Here is a 20,477-nt window from a genome sequence, read left to right on the forward strand (position 1 = left end):
TATTTATGATGAGCGATAAATTAGTATGTTAGAAAGGAAGAGATGAAACAGTTAACAGAAAAACAGGACCTCCTGAAAAAAATCGAGTTCTGGGCAGCAACGGCACTTTTTGTTTTTGCCATGTTCTACCTTATCGGAACAGCAGTAAAAAAGGACGGTTCTCTGTTTTTAAATAACAATGGAAATCAGGGGCTGCAAACCTATATCGAGTTGCACTACAATCAATATTATTTTTTCCCAAAACTAATAAGCTATATTGCGCTTTATCTCGGCTTTCTGACCTTGAATTTTAGCGTTGTTCCGGGGCTTCTAAAAAAAGAGGAACCAGTTAAAAATACGGTCTTGCTTATTCTCTCATTTCTGGCCGTCTGGCTTGTTCTGTCAACCGCCGATACATATTTGAAGAACTATATCTTTCTTCAACACCGAACCGATAAAGAGGCCTATACTGCTTTTTTCATAAGTGGTTTTCTTTACACTTCCTGGCTGCTGTTTATGTTTGGTTTTTACTCAGTGATTAAATATGCAGGCTGGTATCTTCTGACTAATTCTGATATTATTCAATCGAAATACCGAATGGTAACGAGGAACGGGATCGCGGCTTTTGTTTTATGGATGATCAGTATGTTCCTCCTGCTGCTTGCCGATGCCGACAAGGGGGTACTTGTTGTCTGGCTGGTGATTATCCCATTCGGAATATGTCTGTACTGGTATTCTTTCTATGCATTTATTCCCGATTCTCTTAAGAAAAAGCAGCCCTTGCTAAGCTACTATTTTAGAGTGCTGCTGGTGCTGCTTGTTTCGCTCGTGCCCCTCTTTCTGATTATAGGCATTGCCGCAAATGAAATGTCGCTGGCCGCAATGATTGTTGCGTTTAATGCTCCTTTCCAGTTACTGATTACCGCCCCGCTGTCGTGGATGGTTTACCGGTGGCAACGTCAGGATCAGGAAGAAATAGCAACGCTAAAAACTGCTCTTGGACAATCGAATGCTAACTTTGACTTTTTGCGGTCTCAAATCAATCCTCATTTTCTGTTTAATGCATTGAACACTATTTATGGAACGGCTTTGCAGGAAAAGGCAGAACGTACAAGCGAAGGAGTGGAACGGCTTGGCGAAATGATGCGTTTCATGCTGCAGGAGAATATGCAGGAAAAGATTCCGCTTGCCCGTGAAATCGAATATCTTAACAACTATATTAGTTTGCAGAAGCTCCGTGTTGATCAGAACCATGAATCGGGTATCACTATCAGATCGGAAATAGAGCGCCCGGTTGAGCAGTTGCAGGTAGCGCCCATGCTGCTGATTCCATTTGTTGAAAATGCCTTTAAACATGGTATCAGCCTTCGTGAGGCTTCGTATATCACCATCAGCCTGCAGTTGCGCGATAAAAAATTGTATTTCGATGTAACAAACAGTATTCACCGTAAAGCGGACGATGATCCGGAAAGAAATAAGGGCGGGATAGGTTTAAATAATGTCCGCCAGCGACTGAAGCTTCTGTACGGAGAGAAGCACGAATTGATAGTTCGGGAAACAGTACATGAATTTTTTGTTCACCTTACGGTTCAGTTAGATTAAACTTGTGTATAGAATTATATTATATTGGCTAACATGAAAGCGATAGCCATTGATGATGAACCGGTAGCGTTAGAGGTGGTGAAAGCACACGCAGCGAAAGTGCCTTTTCTCGATCTGAAGGAGACGTTTACGGATGCTTTTAAAGCGCTGGATTATCTGCAGAAAGAGCCTGTTGATCTTATTTTTCTTGATATAAAAATGCCCGATATATCAGGGATTGAATTTTTTAGCAGTTTAAGCAAAAAGCCACTTTTGATATTTACTACAGCTTACTCCGAGCATGCCCTAACGAGCTTTGAGTTGGATGCAGTGGATTATCTCCTGAAGCCGTTCCCGCTTGCACGGTTCATAAAAGGCTGTAATAAGGCTTATGAGTTGTATACCGCCCGAAATATATCGGATATCAGTGATCACCTTTTTGTTAAAACCGGATTCGAACAGGTAAAAGTGCTCTTTGATGAGATCCTATATCTGGAGGCCGCAGGAAACTATGTGACCTTTGTTCTGAAGGACAAAAGTATTCTCTCAAGAAGTACTTTCAATGAGGCTGTACAGCTTTTACCGCAAGGGAAGTTTATAAGGGTTCACCGGTCTTACCTGGTGGCGGTCTCTAAGATCGACAAGGTTGAAAGGCATCAGGTTACTGTTAATGCTCAGAAGGTCCCTGTAAGTGAGGCTTACAGTCAGAACCTTTCAGTGCTATTTAAGTGATAGAGCCATTTTGCAACAATTTTTTTTCGTTACTCATTGTACTTTCAGGATAATGTGTTTTATTTGTTGCGGTAAATAATAAGAATAAATTGGGGATTAGCCATTTAATTGGTTGATCAGAACAAGGGCTGCTTGAATAGGGCAGCCCTTTTCTGTGTATGAATGTTAAAACATATTTCTTATTTTTGGGGTATCTAACAAAAATACGTCCGATGAAATCTGTTGTTAATAAAGTTTTTTATACCCTGGTTTTTCTTTGCTTTAGCGTTGTTAACTCTTTTGCAGTAAATGTTGCCGACAGTGATATAAGTAATACTGCCGGGTCAAATTCAGGCCATCAGAATATTGCTCCCTTCATTTTAGTGGTACTTTTTCTTTTGCTAGCTGCTACAGCGCCGTTTTATACGAAGAAAAAAGATAATATCTAAGACAAGACCAAGGTTTTTTCGAATTATACCACTGATATAAAAAAGGGGCTGGCAATACATGCCACCCCCCTTTACCTTGCCTAATAAATAAACTAATCTTTACTTTTTTACAGCTTTTTTGGCCTTTGTGGTTTTAACGGCTTTTTTCTTAGCTGTATCAGCCTTTGTAGTAGTAGTTGAAGTTTTTGTTAGAGGTTTTGTTTGTACAGGTGCAGCAAATGCTCCTAAAGTAAACCCTGCTAATGCTAATACTAAAATTGTCTTTTTCATTTGTCTGTTTTTTTTATATACCAAAGTTGCGAAGCCAATGTGAAGATTTGGTGAAGAACGCACCCTTTATAAATTTAAAATGATTTGAGTTTTTTGCAGAAATCTTAAAGCATAAACCTATATTAGTCTTTCCTTTGAACCGGTATAGTTGACCTAAGGATTGTGAGTAGCGTATCATTTAAATGAAGAAATATATCATTCTTCTTCTAGTTCTAATCGCCTGTTTGTCTGTTAAGGCGCAGCAAAAGCCGCAGTATACCCAATATATTTTCAATGGTTTTTTGCTTAATCCTGCGTTGGCCGGCATAGAGAATTACATAGACCTGAAATTAGGTTACAGAAATCAATGGCAAGGTCTTGACGGAGCACCTGTTACAAGCTTCATATCAATAAATGCACCCTTAGGGAAGGAATTTCTTTACGGCAATGCAAATTCGTTTGGCGGACAAGGCAATAATCCTTTAAACAGAAGCTATAAGCAAAACTATATGGCCGCAGAACCACATCATGGTGTAGGGTTACAGGTGGCAAATGATAAGGCAGGCCCTTTTTCACGTACCGATTTTTCTGCCAGCTATGCCTATCACCTGGGACTTGCCGCTCAGATTAATCTGGCCGTTGGCGTTTCTGCTGGTTTTTCTCAAATCAAGACCGATGGATCGGAAATAATTACTGATGTTAAAATGGATAATGCGCTGAGTAATATCGACGAAAGTCAGATAGCACCCGATCTCGGCGCTGGGGTATGGCTATATGGACCTACATTCTTTGCAGGGGTTTCTGCTCAACAGCTTCTTTCTCAAAAGTTACGTTTTTCCGACGAGGCTAGTGTTAATGAGGGAAAACTGGAGCCTCATTTTTTTGCTACCGCAGGATATAAAATATTCCTTGGAGAAGAGATCGCAGTGATGCCGTCGGTAATGGCGAAATATGTCACATCGGTACCCGTCTCGGTTGATCTAAATTGCAAACTTGCATTTTCCGATAAATTCTGGATCGGCGGTGGCTATCGCAATAAGGATTCTTTTTCGGGTATGGCGGGTTTTAACATAGGTTACTTCCTCAACCTGAGCTATTCATACGATTTTACAACTTCCGAGCTGAATACAGTCAGCAACGGTTCGCACGAGATTGTTATTGGATTTCTGTTAAATAACCGCTACAAAGCCTCTTGCGCACAGAGACAGTTCTAACATGTTGGCCGTCTGTTTTCTGTAATTCGCCGAAATGTTCAGTCACCCTACCTAATTCTGATTGCCTGATGAGCTTTCTGAGTATACTTTTGAAGAAAAAACAAAGGGTATGAAAAGCGAAAACAATATACAAACTCCTCGTCAGGGAAAAGCAACGACAGGGATTATTTTTCTTTTATTAGGTGTATTTATGCTTGCAAAAACAACAGGCCTTGCAGCTGATATACCCGACTGGATCATAAGCTGGCCTATGCTGCTTATAATCATAGGGGTTTTAAGTGGAATTAACCATAAATTCCGTCGTCCGGGAGCGTATTTTATGATTGCCATAGGGGGTGTATTCCTCGCCGAACGCATTATTCCAGGAGTACAATCTCATGACCTGATATTCCCTGTAATTCTTCTAGCCCTCGGCCTTCACCTGATCTTTGGCAAGAAGTTATGCAATAAAGCTGCTGTGCATAATTAGTACAATACTCCGCCTCAGGGCGTCCATCATATAACTTACACTTAGAAAAGCCTTCGTTAGGAAGGCTTTTTATTTTTTTTGCTTTAACCAAAAATACTTCCCAGATTTACACATCCATAAGCCGTTATAATGACTTCTGTTAAAATATCCGATTATCTTATAACACAACCTTAGCCACCATCAATACATGAAACATTCATTGCTCTCACTGTCTATTTGTTCAGTGTTTTTATTATTTACTGTTGATGCCTTAGCACAAAAAGACACAGATTTGCTTGACCTCGGCCGCGTACAGGTACATAAGAAGTTTACTCAGCATATCAGCATCAAAGGCGGAGATCTCGAAAAATTCCCTGTTGCTAACCTTTCTGAAGCACTCAATGTATGGCTTTACGGGACTTTCAGCAATAAGAATACCCTCGTTTATATAATTGATGGTAATATAACTACTGATGTAAATGTATATAGTGTATACGATATAGAGGAGGTTACTTTTATTCAGAATGCGATGGTTCAGCTTAATGGTGTCGTCCAGAATGCACAGATGGCCTATATTAAAACTCGCAGAAATCAGCCTGGAAAATCGGGTGTCACAGTAGCGGCACAAACCAATATGGTTGAAAGAGGACTTTTGTATCCTGAAGATAAACAAGCAGAGGAAACCGACAATGATAAAACATCAGCTCTCTCTTTATTCCATCGCTATTATATTTCGGCTTATAAAAATACGAACAGAAGTAAATTCGGTATATCTGCCGCATATCTTAAAGACGTGTTTCCTGAACCCGAAAGTGAGAAAATGGAAGTAGTCAAACAACCAACTTTAGGCCGCCTGAATTTCAATGGCTATGCAAATGCGGAGATAGGTAAATCATCAAACTTTGACATTTATTTAAATTATGCCCCCCAACGAATAAAAGAAGAACAAAGCTGGAATTCCAACGATGCTGACGTGGTGCAGAACACGAAGCACAAAACAGGGATAATAAATACAGGTATAAAGTTCAAAAATAAGTTTAGCACAGCCATTTCAAATACCCTGAATTTCGAGTACGGTAATTACAATCAGGACGACTATGACGGATCAAGATCAGTGTTCAGCAACTCCGCTTATAATTACTATTCCACCAGTGACAAATCGTTACGACAAACAGCAAACAATTTCCTTCTTAGAGATAACTTTGTTTATAACAAATCATTTTCAGGCTGGACTATTGAGCCTTCTCTAAACTTTTCCTTCAGATATCGTAACTGGCATAAAAAGGACAGTTTAGCACAACTAAGTTACTCAAATGGTGCCAATACTGGATATAGTTACAGTTGGTCGGCTTACAAAGCGTATACACGGGTGTATTTGCTTACTCCTTCAATAAATTTTCATTACAAAGGCTTATTTAATATTCAGGGCGGATTAGTTGTGAACCTTTCTGAATCGGTGGGAACAGATATAGAAAGAAGATTTCCATTTATATCTTCCTCCGTCGATGTTGTGCGACTTATAGACAGAAACAGCAAAACGGGACTAAGACTATTTGGTTCGTATGCACAAACTGGTTCATTTGCCGATGATCTCAATCTTGCTGCAAATCTTGATGATGATTTCCATGCTTCTGATATATATACTCCTTTGGTTTTCGATGGATCGATGTTGTTTCTAAATGATCCGGATGAAAAGTATAAGAATATTCAGGCTGGTGCTGATCTAACCCTCTTTGACAGGGTCACCCTATCTTATAGTTATAATCAAAGGGAGTTTAGTTCAGCTGTTTTACAATATCTTTATAGCCCGTCTTATCCTTCCAGCCCCTCTTTTCGTTATGTTCCGGCAAGAGGAGAGATGAAGTTACATGCAATACGGCTCGGGGGAGATATTTTGAGTAACAATAAGTTTAAATGGAATACTTCAGCCAGTATAACTACCGTATTTAATACGGTAGATAATTCAGAAGATTTCGGAATCGGCTATCTCTTTATAAATAACACATACGTCGGGATAAATCAGATTCAAGGCAAAAGGGTTTGGTCTGGGGGCTGGGCCAACCGGGTATCCCTTAATAGTTTCACTGCTGAGGTTGATCTGCTTACGAAGTTTAGAGGAACAATAAGTAATGGAGACTATTCTTCGGGTATTTATAATTCGGTTATGCTGCAGAATCTGAGCGTCGGTTATCGTATTCCTTCTTCCAGGCTACAAGGACTTGAGGTGTATCTTAACTCAAGGAATCTTATAGGAAATAATAAGCAAAATATTACAGATGGACGGAGATATTTCGGCTTTGGGTTTAAAGCCGCATTTACGCGGTAACGTTAGAAATGACGAATTTTTTGCAGAATTATGTAGTACATGGTGCGATGAGGCTGCTTAATAACGTGCGCGTTATTATCGTTACGTTCCTTTTTCTCCTACAAACTGGTCTTCTTTATATTTAAAAAGAATGTTGAATGTGGTAAGACTTCCATAAATACGTGTTATATATTGCTGCAAGTTTACCTTTTCTTCGTTATCAAGATTGCTGCTGTTGATACGCTGTTCCATTACCCGGATACGATCTCTTACAAGCACTATTTTGTTGAAGAACTGGTCTATGGGGATTTCCTTTGTAGATAGCCCGCTATTAGCAGGCTGAAGGATCATTTTTCCGTTTTTCCATTTATCACCCAATGGCACTGTTTCCGATATATCAGACCACCTTTGGAGAAGTTTTTTCAGGGTTTGCTCCACTTCATATGCGCTGACCATATCCGTATCGGGTACCATCTCATCAAGTACATCAAGCGGTTCGGCAACGGGGATCTCTTTGTATCCACTATCGATGAATGTGATCACGTAAACATCAGAACGAACATTAATCACTACGCCTTTTCCGTATTTATCATGCTGTACTCTTGAGCCAATTCCTATATTATCTTTCATAAAAGTTTAGACGTCTTTGTTTTTTTCGCCGTGAGGCCGCGTACTACTATTGTGCTTCTTATTCTTGTTTTTAAACCGGCCCTGGTTGGAGTTTCTTCTGTTTTTAGAGCCCCCTGCTTTTAAAGGCCTGAATACAGCCTGTTCTCCTATTTCGGCAGGCAGTTGCATAATTGGTACAGATCTTCCAATCAGTGCTTCAATATTCTGCAGCTTGCGCTGATCACGTTCGTTTACGAGTGTGATAGCTGTACCGGTAGTTTCGGCCCGCGCGGTGCGGCCAATACGGTGGATGTAGTCTTCGGCATCTGCCGGAGCGTCGAAGTTGACTACCAGGCTAATCCCTTCAATATCTATGCCCCTTGAAATGACATCGGTACCTATGAGCACCTGTAACTGGCGGTTACGGAAAGCGAGCATAATTTCCTCCCGTTCTGCCTGCTCAAGGTCTGAATGAAACGCTTTAACCTGTATTTTCGTCTCTTTTAGGGCTTTATATAACGTCTTTACCTTTTCCTTTGTTGAGGCAAATATAATAACGCTCTTGTATTCTTTCTGCTGCAGCAGTATGCGTAGCAGAGGTATCTTCTGCTCGTCATGAACTTTATAAACCTGCTGGTCTATTCCGGCGGCTGGTTGTGACACAGCAAGGTTTATTTGCGCCGGGTCATGTAAAACCGATTTTGCTAATGTTCGGATCTTCGGAGGCATAGTTGCAGAAAACAGCAACGTTTGTCGTTTTTTGGGCAGGAAGCTGATAATCCGCATGATGTCATCCAGAAAACCCATGTCGAGCATCCGGTCTGCCTCATCTAAAATAAGACATTTAAGATGTTCGGTTTTAACCGTTCCAGAGTTAAGATGGGCGATGAGCCGTCCTGGCGTGGCGATAATAATCTCAACGCCTTCTTTCATTGCCCGTTGCTGCTGAGCGTAGATAATGCCGTCTCCGCCTCCGTACACAGCAACAGAGCTGATGCCGGTAAAGTATCCTAATCCTTCCACTTGCTGGTCTATTTGTTGTGCCAGTTCACGCGTAGGAGCTAGTATGAGGGTATGTGTATGTTTCTTCTCTGTTTTAGATATATTATTCAAAACCGGAAGAAGGTATGAGGCCGTCTTTCCTGTGCCTGTTTGAGCACAGGCTATTAAGTCCTTGCCCTCAAGGATCAGAGGGATAGCCTGCTGCTGAATTGGAGTAGCTTCACGGTAGCCCATACTCAATACTCCTTCAAGCAGTTGTTCGTCGAAATTAAAATCCTGGAATGTCAATAGTTATGTTGTGTTTTTCTAATTGGACGCAAGTTAAAGATTATAAGGCAATCGGCAAAGTTCTTGGGTGAATGGCCAGCCGGGACTTTTTCATTAAGCGGCACAATGGCATTATTGAAATCAAAAAAAAGAGTAATTTAAACGCTTTAAATTCCAATAAAATGAAAGGATCCTATATAATATGTTTTGCTCTGGCAATTGGTCTTTCTGCTTGCAAAAACTCTAAAAAAAATGTTTCAGGCAACGACCTGACGGAGCAGTTGAAAGAACAGAAATACAATACCGACCGGCAGATCTCTGATAGTTCGTTAATAGTACTTGTGAAAGTTAAAGGCGAAAAAAACCTTGTCCGTGTAGAGAATAAAAGATATCCCCGTAACATTGAAACTACCTATAACGTGCTTAAGGACAAAAAAGGCCGCATTATATACCTGGCTGAATTGCCGTATAGCGAAACAAGCGAATGGTTTATTGCCTATAAAAGCTACTATGATTCAACCGGAAATCTCTATGCTTTTCAGCGGATAAATAACTTTCTGAATAATGGATGCACGCGCGGGGCCGCAATGGAAAATATGTTAAAGTATTATGATAGTTCGTTCAAGGTGTTGGACTCGGTTTATACGCTAACAGATACTTACAAGAAGCCGCTTGATAAAGGAGCTTGTAAGTTTCCTTATAATTTCCCTTATTCAATTTTTAAGACGATAAAAGAATATAAAGAGAGCAAGGGCATCCCCGTTCTTTGATGTTTTTTAAGACTGGGCGGTTTTTCTTTTCTTAAAGTGTCTGATACTAAGAAGTGCGCTAATCAGCATGAGCACTGCCCCAAGAAGGAACGGAGCCCCGGGAAACTGAAAAGGAGCATTGTCTCCCGTAAAATAGGCGAACGTCGTAGTCATCAGGGGCGGCCCTATGATTGACGTTGCGCTCATCAAACTGGTTAAGCCTCCCTGCAGTTCACCCTGCTCATTTGACGGCACCTGTGTTGAAATGATCCCTTGTATAGCCGGTCCGGCAATTCCGCCAAGGGTATAGGGATCATAAAAGCAAACATCATCCAGTCTTTATTTGCAACGGAGAACAATAAGAGGGCGAGACTGTAAAGTAGCAAACCAACATATACTGCCCTTTCCTGTCCTATTCTGGGCAGAATTATTCGGATGAGGCCCGCCTGTACAATGGCAGTTAGGAGACCTACAAATCCGAGGGAGTATCCCACCCAGGCTTCGTTCCATTTGAACTTTTCCATTACGTAATAGGTCCATGTACTTTGCACAGAATGTGCTGCGATGTAAACCAGGATCAGCGAAATGATAAGTCCTGCAATAGCAGGGAAGCGCCTCAGCTGTTTAAGCGAACCCACCGGATTTGCTCTCTTCAATTCGAAAGGTCTTCGGTTCTCCCTTGGAAGCGACTCCGGAAGAATGAAGAAACCGTAAAGAAAATTGAGCAGGCTTAAGGCCGCTGCAACAAGAAATGGTATTCGGGAACCAAATTGGCCTAAGACTCCACCCAGAACAGGCCCTATGATAAAGCCTATTCCAAAAGCCGCCCCGATAAGTCCGAAGTTCTGTGCTCTTTTTTCGGGGGTGCTAATATCCGCAATATATGCAGAGGCGGCTGTGAAGCTTGCTCCTGTTATTCCTGCGACAACACGACCGACAAACAGCCAGGTTATAGACGGCGCATAAGCAAGAAAAAGGTAGTCGAGCCCGAATCCTAGAAGAGACAGCAATAAAACCGGCCGCCTTCCAAATCTATCACTCAAATTGCCCAGTACAGGGGCAAATATAAACTGCATAAAAGAATAGGCGAACATCATCCATCCTCCGTATTCGGAAGCTACGCTGAGGTCGCTGTGGATCATTTCTGTAATGAGCTTAGGTAACACCGGGATGATAATACCCATTCCGATTACGTCAACCAGCAATGTGATGAATATAAAGCTGAGGGCTGCTTGTTTTTTATTTCGCATACTATATTGTGTATCTACCTTTCATCTCTAAACAGCATGAAGCTATGTTGAATAAATCAATCAGGAAAAATGCCAGAAATTAGGTTAATAGGAAGCGTAAATGTTACGGTCCTTTTTTAAATATTTTGTAAGAGTGTCATGATGTGGCAAAGGTAGAGTTTTGCAGCAAAAATTGGAGGTTTATTTAGGAAAGGAATGTATCAGACTACTCAGATTTTCTATCTTTTAGTTGTTGTTCAGTAATGATATAAAGTTCTTGTTTGATCTGGTCGAGAACAGGCTGCAGGCCTTTTACTTCTTCCTGGATCTTATTGTGCTGTACAGTTAAATATTGCTCACTGAGCTGCATCATATCTTCAAGAGTGGCTTTCAGGTTTGATTGATAGCAAAAGATATCATTTAATACCTGATTTTTTTGCCTTTCAAGTCTTTTGATCTCTGTATTGATAAGATGGATCTTATTAACGTTATCGTCATTGGCATCCGACAGGAAATATTTCATCAACAGCTTTTTGAAGAACTTTATTTCATCTTCAAAAAACTCTATATAAGAGAGCCAGTTCCTCGAAGAAAGGTATAGTGTCTGAAGTGTTACTCCATTACGTACAGATGAAGATATTACGGCTGCTTTCATAACTTAACTATTTGTCTGATATAAAATTGCGGTTTATTTCTGTTGATAAAAATGATATAGATCATCGAATGACTTGATATAGAGAATAAACCATTTTTATAACTAATTGTATTTCAGCGCAGGAAATGCGTCTGGGAGAGTCGAAATATTTTAGCTTAGATGTGCAGTTATTGCTTCATTTATATTATTTTTAACATTCGCAACAAGCACGAAATTAGGCTGAATTGCGCGTGTAATGTGTTTATATCAGAATAGATGAAGAAGGTTCTTTTTTCGGGGTTGATAGCCGGTGTCATACTTTTTGTAATTAGTTACGGCGGTTTATATCTCGCTATCCGGTTTTTCCCCCAGCTCTTTATTGATTATAATAATCCTTTATTTAATTCGGATGGCAGCCGGGATATTATGTTCTATCTGCACGCCTTTATTATCAGTATGGCGCTGTCATGGTTTTGGGAGAGGTTTAAAGGCCTATTCAGAGGCGGTTTTATCCTAAGGGGGCTTGAATTCGGAATAGTATATGCAATCGTGGCCCTTCTTCCTGTAATGTGGATCACTTTTAGTGCGATGGATATTACAATCTCCATGGTTTCGAGCTGGCTCTTTTATGGTTTCGTCCAGGCCGTGGTTGCCGGGATCGTTCTTGCAAGGATCAACCCTTAAACCTAAATTGATTTCATTCCGAGCTCGAACTGAACTCTCAGTTTATTGTCTGTCTTGATCATTCCCCCTAGTTTACGGGGAGGAGTAAGATTGAAATCCGAGAAGTGGACATCCCGCTCACCTATAAGCCTGATTATCTTCTGCTGATCGCGAAAGAATTTGTAATTAACAATAAACCGACGTGTCACGCCGGCAAGCTCTATATCCACTACTCCTGTTACGTTATCTGTTTGCGAATCGAGTTTAGGAAATTCATTCAATGAAAGAAACCTGATCTTGAGTTTAGGGTAATCTTTTGCTTTAAGTGTTTTCCTGAGGTCGCTCGTCATCACAGGATTGCGGCAATCGAAGAGTTTTACGTCGAGACTTAAACCCCCATTAAGAGATACAGCAGCTGCGTTTCCCTGTTTTTTGTAAACAACAATGGTATCGGGACTACTGTATCCGGTAATTGCACAGTTGAATGTGTTAATGTTGGTGCTACCCTGTACTTGCAGGGATCCCCCTTTAAGTACAACCCATCGGGCCGCCGTCTGCTCGCGATCAGCCTCTCTGAAAGAAATTAAGAGACTAAATGCCGGAAACAGCAGTAAGAAGGACAACAGAAATTTGTGGTAGCGTATCATTATCTGTTAACAACTTAAAATGAAAAAAGTCAGGAGGAAATCTCCTGCCTGACTTTTTGAAAAACGAAAACAGTTTTTTAGAATCCTACAACTGCCTGGATAACATATCCATTAAACTTACCGCCGTGGCGGATGTCAGCTGCATTGAAGTCTTTGTATTTCTGCGTTACATATTCACCCTTTAACAGGATGTTATTTGTTAAGAACCAACCTGCTGCGAATGTAGTACGATCGATTTTAACGTCATTTTGTACGGAAGCAACGTCTGCTGTTGCAGCCACGTCTGCCTTAACAGCATTGTAGCGTGCTCCAACGAAGAGGTTCTCTTTGGAACCGAAGCGGTAAATTCCTTCAACAGCATACTGATTTGCATCTCTCTTGGTTGCTTCGTCATAAGCTCTTCCTTTCGCTACTTCATAGGTTCCGAACACTTCCAGACCCGAATATTTAACGAATCCATTGAACTGTGCAGTTGTGATCTTTCTTTTAAAACCTGGATCAAAGCGGCCAGATAACGCGTTGTCAGAATATGTTCCTGTATTAGCTTCCATTACCATGAAATAGTTAGAACCAGTACGGTCGCCACCAAATAGAGTGTTGCCGGCAGCAGCTACCGCATTGTTGTGGTATACAGAGGCAGCTAATCTTACGCGAAGGTTTTCATCAACCTGTTTGTCGTATCCAACTTTGCCTAAGAAAGACGGCATTTTGCTGATTCCTGCAGGAGCAGCAGCAGTTTGTTTATTTGTACTGTCAATAGTACCTCTGATTGTTCCACCAGTTGCACCGATCATCCCAAATAAGCCGTTACCTCCACTTACATATATTTCGGCACCGATCTCTGTCGTAAAGCTGTCCATGATATAGTTTTCTGCGAATGGATTGTACATCGTTGATCCACCGTCACTTCTGCGGAAGTGGGCATCACCATAGTTAATTTCCATGTGACCTACCTTCAGAGTGATGTTTTTCATCAGATCGTCCCAGAACTGACCCTTGAACGGAAGTTTGTCAAACTGGATGTAACCAGCTTTTACCCAGGTGTCGTTATGGCGGCGTGATGACAGGTAAGAGGTTAAGTTTAACCGAATCCCGTCAGCCAGTTGAGCATCAAACATCAGGTTGGCGCTTGCATTGTTAAAGCCTGGGCTCATGCGATACAAGGACGCGCCGGTAGTTCTGTCATTCTCATGCTTAAGGCCCTGGTATCCCTGAGTAAATCCTGCTCCGATATTGAATTTCATTCCGTCGAATGAAGTTGCTTCTTTTGGTGCTTCAAATACATTGATACCGCTTTTGTCATAAGCACGCATATTTTGCATTCTTTCCCCTACAGTTACCTGCTGTGCTTTTAGAAGCGCAGGAGTGCCGGCGATAAACAACACCGCTGCTGCTTTAAATAGATTTGATTTTAAACGTGTTTTCATGTTTCAATTTTTAATGTGTACTGCTTATTTGTGTTATTTTTTTAGTTTTAAAGTGTATTCTACAGTTACCTCGTCGCCAACTTTTAGTGCGCCAAGCATAAATGAAGGAGGCGTAATTCCGAACTCGCTCATTTTGATTTTACGTGACCCTGTAATTGTAGCTGAACCATCGGCATTTTCGGTGATTTTGCCCTGAAGTGTTACCTGTTTAGTGACACCTGCAATAGTCAACGCGCCTGTTGCTTTTGCTGTTGATTGCGCTATTTCTGCTGAAGCAAGCTTAAAAGTGATGGTATTGAACTTGTCGGCCTTCATCGCTTTATAGGCTCTGCTATTCATCAGATCCTCTTTTGCCTTCAGGTTTTTTACCGGTAATGAAATGCTGAGTGCTGTAATATCCTGAACTTCGCTTCCTTTGAAAGAAAGTTGGGCTTCTGCCGGAACATTTTGAGCAACCATTTCCCAGTCATGAAGATTGGATGTTCCTAAAACCTTAAGAGAAGAACCTGCGACTGTTTTATAGCTCTGAGCCTGGGCACTGAAGCCTATGCTGATTACTAAGGCAAGTACGCTTAATACCTGGTAGTGTTTAAATGAATTTACGATTGTTTTTACTGTTTTCATCTTTCTCGTTTTTACTGTGTATTCTGTTTTTATTCTATACCGACAAATGTAGAGAGTGTATAAATCGTGAGGAATGATGTTTCTTACGCTAAAATATGATGTTAAACATTAAATGTTTGAAGCGATATTGTTAGTTGCAATTAGTGGTACAACCCTTAATTGAAAATACGAGCGTATATCCTGAACTGGAGAGGTAGCGGAAAAAGGAATAAAATGCAGGCACGTTTAAACCCTAAGATTCGATATAGTAATAAAAGGAGCCTTTCTGAGTTTAAATTGTAGGTTTTTCGTAAAAAAAAGCCGTAATAATAGGAAATTTTATTTTTAATCGAATAATATGATGGCTGTCATAATATTTTTTTAGAGTAAGCCATACCTTCGTGCAGAATTTCAATAAAAGAATTATGACCAAAAATATTTTTATTGCAACAGCAGAGCCATACAGTGGTAAATCTATTGTGGCGCTGGGCCTTGTAAATATGCTTTTGGGTAAAACCCGGAAAGTGGGTTATTTTAAGCCTATTATTAATTACGATCCAAAAGAAAAAAAGGATGTTCATATCCAGACGATCGTAGACTATTTTTCACTCCCTGTTAATTACGACGAAACGTATGCCCTGACGAGACAGGAGGCAATGCGACAGCTTGAAGGCGAAAGCCAGGGGCAAATGATGGATACCATTATCAGTAAGTTTAAAAAGCTCGAAGAAAACTATGATTTTACGGTAATAGAAGGGAGTGATTTTGTAGGAGAAGGGGCTGCTTTCGAATTTGAAGCAAACGTTTCGATTGCAAAAAACCTGGGCGCTCCGGCAATCATAGTTGTATCGGGTGAAGGTAAGACCACCGCACAGATAGTGAATTCAGTGTTCACTATGTTGCGGAATTTTGAGGCGCGCGAGGTGCAGGTGCTTGCTATAGTAGCAAATAAGGTAAAGCAAGATCAGGCAGCAGATGTAAAAGAACTTCTAACTCTGCAGTTGCCTAAGAATGCGATTCTTGCCGTTATTCCTGAAGACAAGGGCCTTCTGAATCCGACAATGAAGGAGATCTATGAGAACCTGGGAGGAAATCTCTTATTTGGAGAAGAGTATTTATCTAATCAGGTTGATAATTTCGTTACCGGAGCCATGAACGTTCCGAATTTCCTGAGACACATTAAAGATAATGTCCTTATTGTTACACCTGGTGATCGCGGAGATATCATTATAGGATCATTACAGGCAAATATTTCTACAAACTACCCGAAAGTTGCTGGTATTGTGCTCTCTGCCGGATCGATTCCGGAAGAACCGATTATCCGCCTGATTGAAGGTTCGCAAACAGTCGTTCCAATTATTTCGGTAAATACAGGTACCTTTCAAACTATTGCTGAAATCGCCTCTATTAAGTCGAGGATCACTACCGACAACACCAAGAAGATTCAGCTGGCAATTGATACATTCGACAAATATGTGGATGTGCAGGCGCTTGATCAAAAAATCGTAACCTTTACACCAGAGGGAATCACGCCTCATATGTTCCAGTACCAACTCGGTAAGTGGGCTAAGAGTGAGATTAAACATATTGTGTTGCCGGAAGGCGACGATGAACGCGTCCTTAAGGCTGCAGCCCGGCTGATAAGTCAGGAAATTGTAAATCTGACTATTCTTGGCGACGCCTCTTCTATCGCTGCTGCTGTGAAGCGTTTGGGTCTCGATCTTGATCTCAATAAAGTAAGGATTATTAATCCTGCCCAATCAGAGTTCTACGATGATTATGTAGAAACACTTTACGAGCTCAGAAAAAATAAGAACGTAACGATGGAGATGGCACGTGACCTGATGACAGATGTTTCTTATTTTGGAACGATGATGGTCTATAAAGGACACGCTGACGGTATGGTATCGGGTGCAGTTCATACAACACAGCATACGATACGGCCCGCCCTGCAGTTTGTGAAGACCAAGCCCGGGATTTCTGTTGTATCTTCTGTATTCTTTATGTGCCTGCCTGATCGTGTATCGGTATTCGGCGATTGTGCAGTGAATCCGAATCCTACAGCCGAACAGCTTGCTGAAATTGCAATTTCATCGGCCGAAAGCAGCATCCGTTTTGGCATCGAGCCACGAATTGCTATGCTTTCATATTCTTCGGGAACTTCAGGCGAAGGTGCAGATGTTGATAAAGTTCGCAAAGCTACCGAAATTGTTAAGCAGAAGAGACCTGATCTAAAGGTAGAAGGCCCTATCCAATATGATGCTGCTGTAGATCCGGTTGTTGGTAAACAAAAAATGCCGAATTCAGAAGTAGCGGGACAAGCAAGCGTGCTTATATTCCCTGACCTTAATACAGGTAACAATACCTATAAAGCAGTACAGCGCGAAACAGGCGCACTCGCAATCGGTCCTATGTTACAGGGGTTAAATAAACCCGTGAACGACTTGAGCCGCGGATGTACAGTAGATGATATATTCAACACGGTTATCATCACGGCTATTCAAAGCCAGAATAATTAACAGAAAACAAATTAGAAACCGGCAAGGGACGGCAGCCTCCCTTGTACGGTTTTGTTATTTACACAGGATAAAGAAATATTATTTGCATGAATATTTTTGTAGTAAACTGCGGGAGCAGTTCGATTAAGTACCAGTTGTTTAAATGGCCTTCCGAGTCGCCAATATGCAGCGGGTTGGTGGAGCGTATCGGTCTTGAAATTTCAGCGATCACGCACAAGGTCTATATAAATGGCGAAGAAAAGGTGATAAAGCGTACCCTTGAATTGCCCGATCACGAGGCCGGTATGCAGGAAGTAGGGCACTTGCTCACAGAACCAGAAATCGGCGTTATTCAGGACCCCTCAGAGATCGAAGCTGTAGGGCATCGGATCGTTCACGGTGGCGAGAGTTTTTCTACCACCACTATCGTTACCCCTGAAGTAAAGGAAGAGATAAAGAAACTCGCTGCATTAGCTCCCTTGCATAATCCCGCTCATTACGTTGGTATAACGGTGGCCCAGAAGATTTTTACCAGCGCTACCCAAATCGTGGTGTTTGATACTGCATTTCATCAAACAATGCCTGCAAAAGCCTACAGATACGCTATTCCGGGTAAATTTTATACCGACCATGGAGTACGTGTATATGGTTTCCACGGAACAAGTCATAAATATGTAACAGCTCAGGCGCTTTCCTACCTCAAAAAGCCGGATGCAAAGATTATTACGATCCATCTCGGTAATGGCTGTAGTATGGCTGCTGTAAACGCCGGACAATGTATAGATACCAGCATGGGGCTTGGTCCGCTTGATGGTTTAATTATGGGCACAAGGTGCGGTAATATTGATGCATCTGTAGTTTTTTACCTGGTATCCCAGCTGGGCTACGATATCGAACAGGTGGATGCTCTCTTTAACAAGCGGAGCGGTATGCTGGGACTTACTGGCTACAGCGATATGCGTGATATTCTTAAAGCAATAGAAGAGGGTGATGAAAATGCGCGTCTGGCATATGATATGTATGCTTATCGCATTAAGAAGTATATCGGCGCCTATGCATCTGCGTTGAATGGTTTGGATGCTATTATCTTTACCGCCGGTGTAGGTGAGAATGATAAGAACCTAAGGGAAGTTGTTTGCAGTAACATGGACTTCCTGGGCATTGAAATCGATAAGGATAAGAACCGCGAACGTTCCGGTGAGCTCAGGGAAGTAAATACTCCTGGCTCTAGGGTGAAGGTTATGGTTATTCCAACTAACGAAGAACTTGAAATAGCTAAAGAATGCTTTGAGCTATTAGAATCAAAATAGAACATCCCGGGCGTTAAGAGCACGGACGCAGATAACCCTGTTTGTGTTTCTTAACGCCTTTTATTTTTACCTGCTTCCCTGTCGCCATTTAATTTCTTGCATCGGCAGGTAAAACCTTCTCATTTGTTTATTTACCCTTTATTTCACCGGTTTTATTAATTTAGGCTGATGAATAAACCAAGGACAGTTTTTCTGCACGCCATAATATGGCTTTCTATCCTCCTTCTGTTTGTAGGTATCGGCAGCAGGGGAGGGAAGCTGGAAGAAGCTGTTGTTATTTTTGTATACTTTGGCTTATTAAATATAGCCATTTTCTATATCAACTATCTCTACATCTTACCTAAATATCTAAACAGCCGAAGGTATCTCGGATGCGCATTAAGTATTATATTCCTCATACTATTCTCGGGCCTTATTAAATATACTTTAGCAAGCTTTTTTAGTAGCGTTGTTTTAAAGCGCGGGCCCCAACATCAAATTGTGATCACTTTTTGGGAGTATTACCTGGGAACGGTTTTTACAGGAACGTTTTTTGTATTCCTCAGTACTGCCGCGAAATTTGCAGTAGACTGGTTTGTAAATGAGAAGGTGCGTAAGAATCTGGAGAATGAAAAGCTCATCGCCGAACTGGCGTTTCTGAAATCACAAATCAACCCCCATTTTTTGTTTAATTCTCTGAATAACATTTATTCGCTTGCCTACCAGCATTCGGAGAAAACTCCGGAAGCCATCCTTAAATTATCTGAAATTATGCGATATATGCTTCAGGAGAGCAACGAAGTAAAGGTGGAGTTGTCAAAGGAAATAAGATACCTTGAAAACTATATAGAATTGCAAAAGTTACGCTTCAAGGCCGATTCTTATGTAAGTATGGATATAAAGGGCGACGATATGCAGCAAAGCATAGCTCCGCTGATCTTAATCGCCTTCGTAGAGAATGCTTTTAAGCATGGCGTCGCTTCTGATCCCGAAAATCCTATTGCAATTACTATTGATGTAATGAAAGGAAGATTGTTCTTTAGTGTGAAAAATAAAAAGAGCGCTCAGAACAAAGACGAGGCTAGTGGAATCGGTCTTAACAATGTGAAACGAAGGCTCGATTTACTTTTTCCCGGAAAATATGAGTTGGAAATTAATGAAGGTAGAGAAATATATCATTGTACACTAGTTTTGGACTTATAATATGATACGCTGTCTTGTTGTTGACGATGAGCCTTTAGCACTCGATATTCTGACGGATTATATTGCTAAAGTGCCTTTCTTAGAGCTGGTGAAAGCTACTACGAGTGCTTTTGAGGCATTGTCGATAGTTCAGAATGACTTGATCGATCTTGTTTTTCTTGATGTGCAAATGCCGGAGCTAACAGGCATCCAGTTTTTGAAGATCATTAACGGGAAATGCAATGTAATTCTCACCACCGCCTATTCTCAATATGCATTAGATGGCTATGAGCTTGATGTATCAGATTACCTCTTAAAACCTATCGCCTTTGATCGCTTCTATAAGGCTGTTTTAAAAGTCCAGAACCAGCAAAGTCAGAGTACTCCTGCAGTGACGATAGAGCGGCCTGTGGCAGCATCGGCACCCGATTTTATCTTTGTTAAGACTGAGCATCGTATCCAGAAGATCTATATTAATGATATCCTGTACATAGAAGGACTGAAGGACTATGTTTCTATTTTCACCGCCGTCGAAAGAATAATAACATTACAGCACATGAAAAAGCTGGAGGAAGTATTGCCTAACCAGCGGTTTGCCCGTGTGCACAAATCCTTTATTGTTTCGATTGATAAGATTGAAAGTATAGAAAGAGGACGAATACAAATAGGAGATAAAGTTATTCCCATTGGAGATACCTACCGCGATAACTTCTTTAAGAAAATAGAAGACAGGAACATTTAG

The 20,477-nt window shown here is 41.1% G+C and carries 21 protein-coding genes; 12 read left to right on the forward strand and 9 right to left on the reverse strand.

Annotation, left to right across the window (positions count from 1 at the left end; all coding sequences use genetic code 11):
• Positions 1-42: 42 nt before the first annotated feature.
• From BDE36_RS02855 to BDE36_RS02865, 3 genes are all read left to right on the forward strand, one after another.
• The gene (locus BDE36_RS02855) at positions 43-1,581 is read left to right on the forward strand and encodes a sensor histidine kinase (protein WP_141813668.1); all 1,539 of its coding nucleotides are present in this window, start codon (positions 43-45) and stop codon (positions 1,579-1,581) included.
• Between the two features lie 33 nt (positions 1,582-1,614).
• Positions 1,615-2,292: a LytR/AlgR family response regulator transcription factor gene (locus BDE36_RS02860; protein ID WP_128767924.1), complete on the forward strand. Its 678-nt coding sequence runs from the start codon at positions 1,615-1,617 to the stop codon at positions 2,290-2,292.
• A 212-nt stretch (positions 2,293-2,504) separates the two neighbouring features.
• Positions 2,505-2,720 carry a hypothetical protein gene (locus tag BDE36_RS02865; protein ID WP_128767923.1) on the forward strand — a complete coding sequence of 72 codons (216 nt, stop codon included), beginning with the start codon at positions 2,505-2,507 and terminating at the stop codon, positions 2,718-2,720.
• Positions 2,721-2,819: 99 nt separating this feature from the next.
• Here BDE36_RS02865 and BDE36_RS23870 read toward each other — a convergent pair whose 3' ends face one another.
• The gene (locus tag BDE36_RS23870) at positions 2,820-2,990 is read right to left on the reverse strand and encodes a hypothetical protein (RefSeq protein WP_170205911.1); all 171 of its coding nucleotides are present in this window, start codon (positions 2,988-2,990) and stop codon (positions 2,820-2,822) included.
• Positions 2,991-3,172: 182 nt separating this feature from the next.
• On the opposite strand from BDE36_RS23870, the gene BDE36_RS02870 reads away from it, so the two are divergent.
• The 3 genes from BDE36_RS02870 to BDE36_RS02880 all read left to right on the forward strand — a co-directional run bounded on the left by BDE36_RS02870 (position 3,173) and on the right by BDE36_RS02880 (position 6,957).
• Positions 3,173-4,183 (forward strand): PorP/SprF family type IX secretion system membrane protein, encoded by a 1,011-nt coding sequence (locus tag BDE36_RS02870; RefSeq protein ID WP_128767922.1) that lies wholly within the window; start codon positions 3,173-3,175, stop codon positions 4,181-4,183.
• A gap of 109 nt (positions 4,184-4,292) precedes the next feature.
• Positions 4,293-4,652, forward strand: coding sequence for a LiaF transmembrane domain-containing protein (locus tag BDE36_RS02875; protein WP_141813669.1), 360 nt, complete (start codon positions 4,293-4,295; stop codon positions 4,650-4,652).
• 187 nt (positions 4,653-4,839) lie between these two features.
• Positions 4,840-6,957, forward strand: a complete 2,118-nt coding sequence (locus BDE36_RS02880) for a hypothetical protein (RefSeq protein WP_141813670.1) — start codon at positions 4,840-4,842, stop codon at positions 6,955-6,957.
• A gap of 81 nt (positions 6,958-7,038) precedes the next feature.
• On the opposite strand, the gene BDE36_RS02885 is transcribed toward BDE36_RS02880, so the two are convergent.
• Together BDE36_RS02885 and BDE36_RS02890 are read right to left on the reverse strand one after the other, a co-directional pair.
• Positions 7,039-7,566 (reverse strand): hypothetical protein, encoded by a 528-nt coding sequence (locus tag BDE36_RS02885; RefSeq protein WP_141813671.1) that lies wholly within the window; start codon positions 7,564-7,566, stop codon positions 7,039-7,041.
• A 6-nt stretch (positions 7,567-7,572) separates the two neighbouring features.
• A complete protein-coding gene (locus tag BDE36_RS02890; RefSeq protein ID WP_202616816.1) occupies positions 7,573-8,835 on the reverse strand; it encodes a DEAD/DEAH box helicase in 1,263 nt (420 codons plus the stop codon).
• A gap of 161 nt (positions 8,836-8,996) precedes the next feature.
• Here BDE36_RS02890 and BDE36_RS02895 point away from each other — a divergent pair, with 161 nt between their 5' ends.
• Positions 8,997-9,584 (forward strand): hypothetical protein, encoded by a 588-nt coding sequence (locus tag BDE36_RS02895; RefSeq protein WP_128767919.1) that lies wholly within the window; start codon positions 8,997-8,999, stop codon positions 9,582-9,584.
• A 6-nt stretch (positions 9,585-9,590) separates the two neighbouring features.
• On the opposite strand, the gene BDE36_RS24285 is transcribed toward BDE36_RS02895, so the two are convergent.
• From BDE36_RS24285 to BDE36_RS02905, 3 genes are all read right to left on the reverse strand, one after another.
• Positions 9,591-9,770: a hypothetical protein gene (locus BDE36_RS24285; RefSeq protein WP_317132924.1), complete on the reverse strand. Its 180-nt coding sequence runs from the start codon at positions 9,768-9,770 to the stop codon at positions 9,591-9,593.
• Positions 9,771-9,778: 8 nt separating this feature from the next.
• The gene (locus BDE36_RS02900; protein ID WP_317132923.1) at positions 9,779-10,813 is read right to left on the reverse strand and encodes a TCR/Tet family MFS transporter; all 1,035 of its coding nucleotides are present in this window, start codon (positions 10,811-10,813) and stop codon (positions 9,779-9,781) included.
• Positions 10,814-11,018: 205 nt separating this feature from the next.
• Positions 11,019-11,447: a hypothetical protein gene (locus tag BDE36_RS02905; protein WP_128767917.1), complete on the reverse strand. Its 429-nt coding sequence runs from the start codon at positions 11,445-11,447 to the stop codon at positions 11,019-11,021.
• 255 nt (positions 11,448-11,702) lie between these two features.
• Here BDE36_RS02905 and BDE36_RS02910 point away from each other — a divergent pair, with 255 nt between their 5' ends.
• Positions 11,703-12,110: a hypothetical protein gene (locus BDE36_RS02910; protein ID WP_128767916.1), complete on the forward strand. Its 408-nt coding sequence runs from the start codon at positions 11,703-11,705 to the stop codon at positions 12,108-12,110.
• A 2-nt stretch (positions 12,111-12,112) separates the two neighbouring features.
• Here the strand turns inward: BDE36_RS02910 and BDE36_RS02915 are convergent, their stop codons facing one another.
• From BDE36_RS02915 to BDE36_RS02925, 3 genes are all read right to left on the reverse strand, one after another.
• Positions 12,113-12,736, reverse strand: coding sequence for a YceI family protein (locus tag BDE36_RS02915; protein WP_141813672.1), 624 nt, complete (start codon positions 12,734-12,736; stop codon positions 12,113-12,115).
• Between the two features lie 77 nt (positions 12,737-12,813).
• Positions 12,814-14,163 (reverse strand): hypothetical protein, encoded by a 1,350-nt coding sequence (locus BDE36_RS02920; RefSeq protein ID WP_141813673.1) that lies wholly within the window; start codon positions 14,161-14,163, stop codon positions 12,814-12,816.
• A 33-nt stretch (positions 14,164-14,196) separates the two neighbouring features.
• Positions 14,197-14,787 (reverse strand): YceI family protein, encoded by a 591-nt coding sequence (locus tag BDE36_RS02925; protein ID WP_128767913.1) that lies wholly within the window; start codon positions 14,785-14,787, stop codon positions 14,197-14,199.
• Positions 14,788-15,191: 404 nt separating this feature from the next.
• Here BDE36_RS02925 and pta point away from each other — a divergent pair, with 404 nt between their 5' ends.
• From pta to BDE36_RS02945, 4 genes are all read left to right on the forward strand, one after another.
• Positions 15,192-17,285 (forward strand): phosphate acetyltransferase, encoded by a 2,094-nt coding sequence (pta, locus tag BDE36_RS02930; RefSeq protein ID WP_141813674.1) that lies wholly within the window; start codon positions 15,192-15,194, stop codon positions 17,283-17,285.
• An 86-nt stretch (positions 17,286-17,371) separates the two neighbouring features.
• A complete protein-coding gene (locus tag BDE36_RS02935; protein ID WP_141813675.1) occupies positions 17,372-18,574 on the forward strand; it encodes an acetate/propionate family kinase in 1,203 nt (400 codons plus the stop codon).
• Between the two features lie 168 nt (positions 18,575-18,742).
• Entirely contained in the window at positions 18,743-19,756 is a 1,014-nt protein-coding gene (locus BDE36_RS02940; RefSeq protein WP_141813676.1) for a sensor histidine kinase, read from the forward strand.
• A 1-nt stretch (position 19,757) separates the two neighbouring features.
• Positions 19,758-20,477, forward strand: coding sequence for a LytR/AlgR family response regulator transcription factor (locus BDE36_RS02945; RefSeq protein WP_128767909.1), 720 nt, complete (start codon positions 19,758-19,760; stop codon positions 20,475-20,477).

The organism is Arcticibacter tournemirensis, from assembly GCF_006716645.1.
In the GTDB taxonomy this organism is placed as follows: Bacteria; Bacteroidota; Bacteroidia; order Sphingobacteriales; family Sphingobacteriaceae; genus Arcticibacter; species Arcticibacter tournemirensis.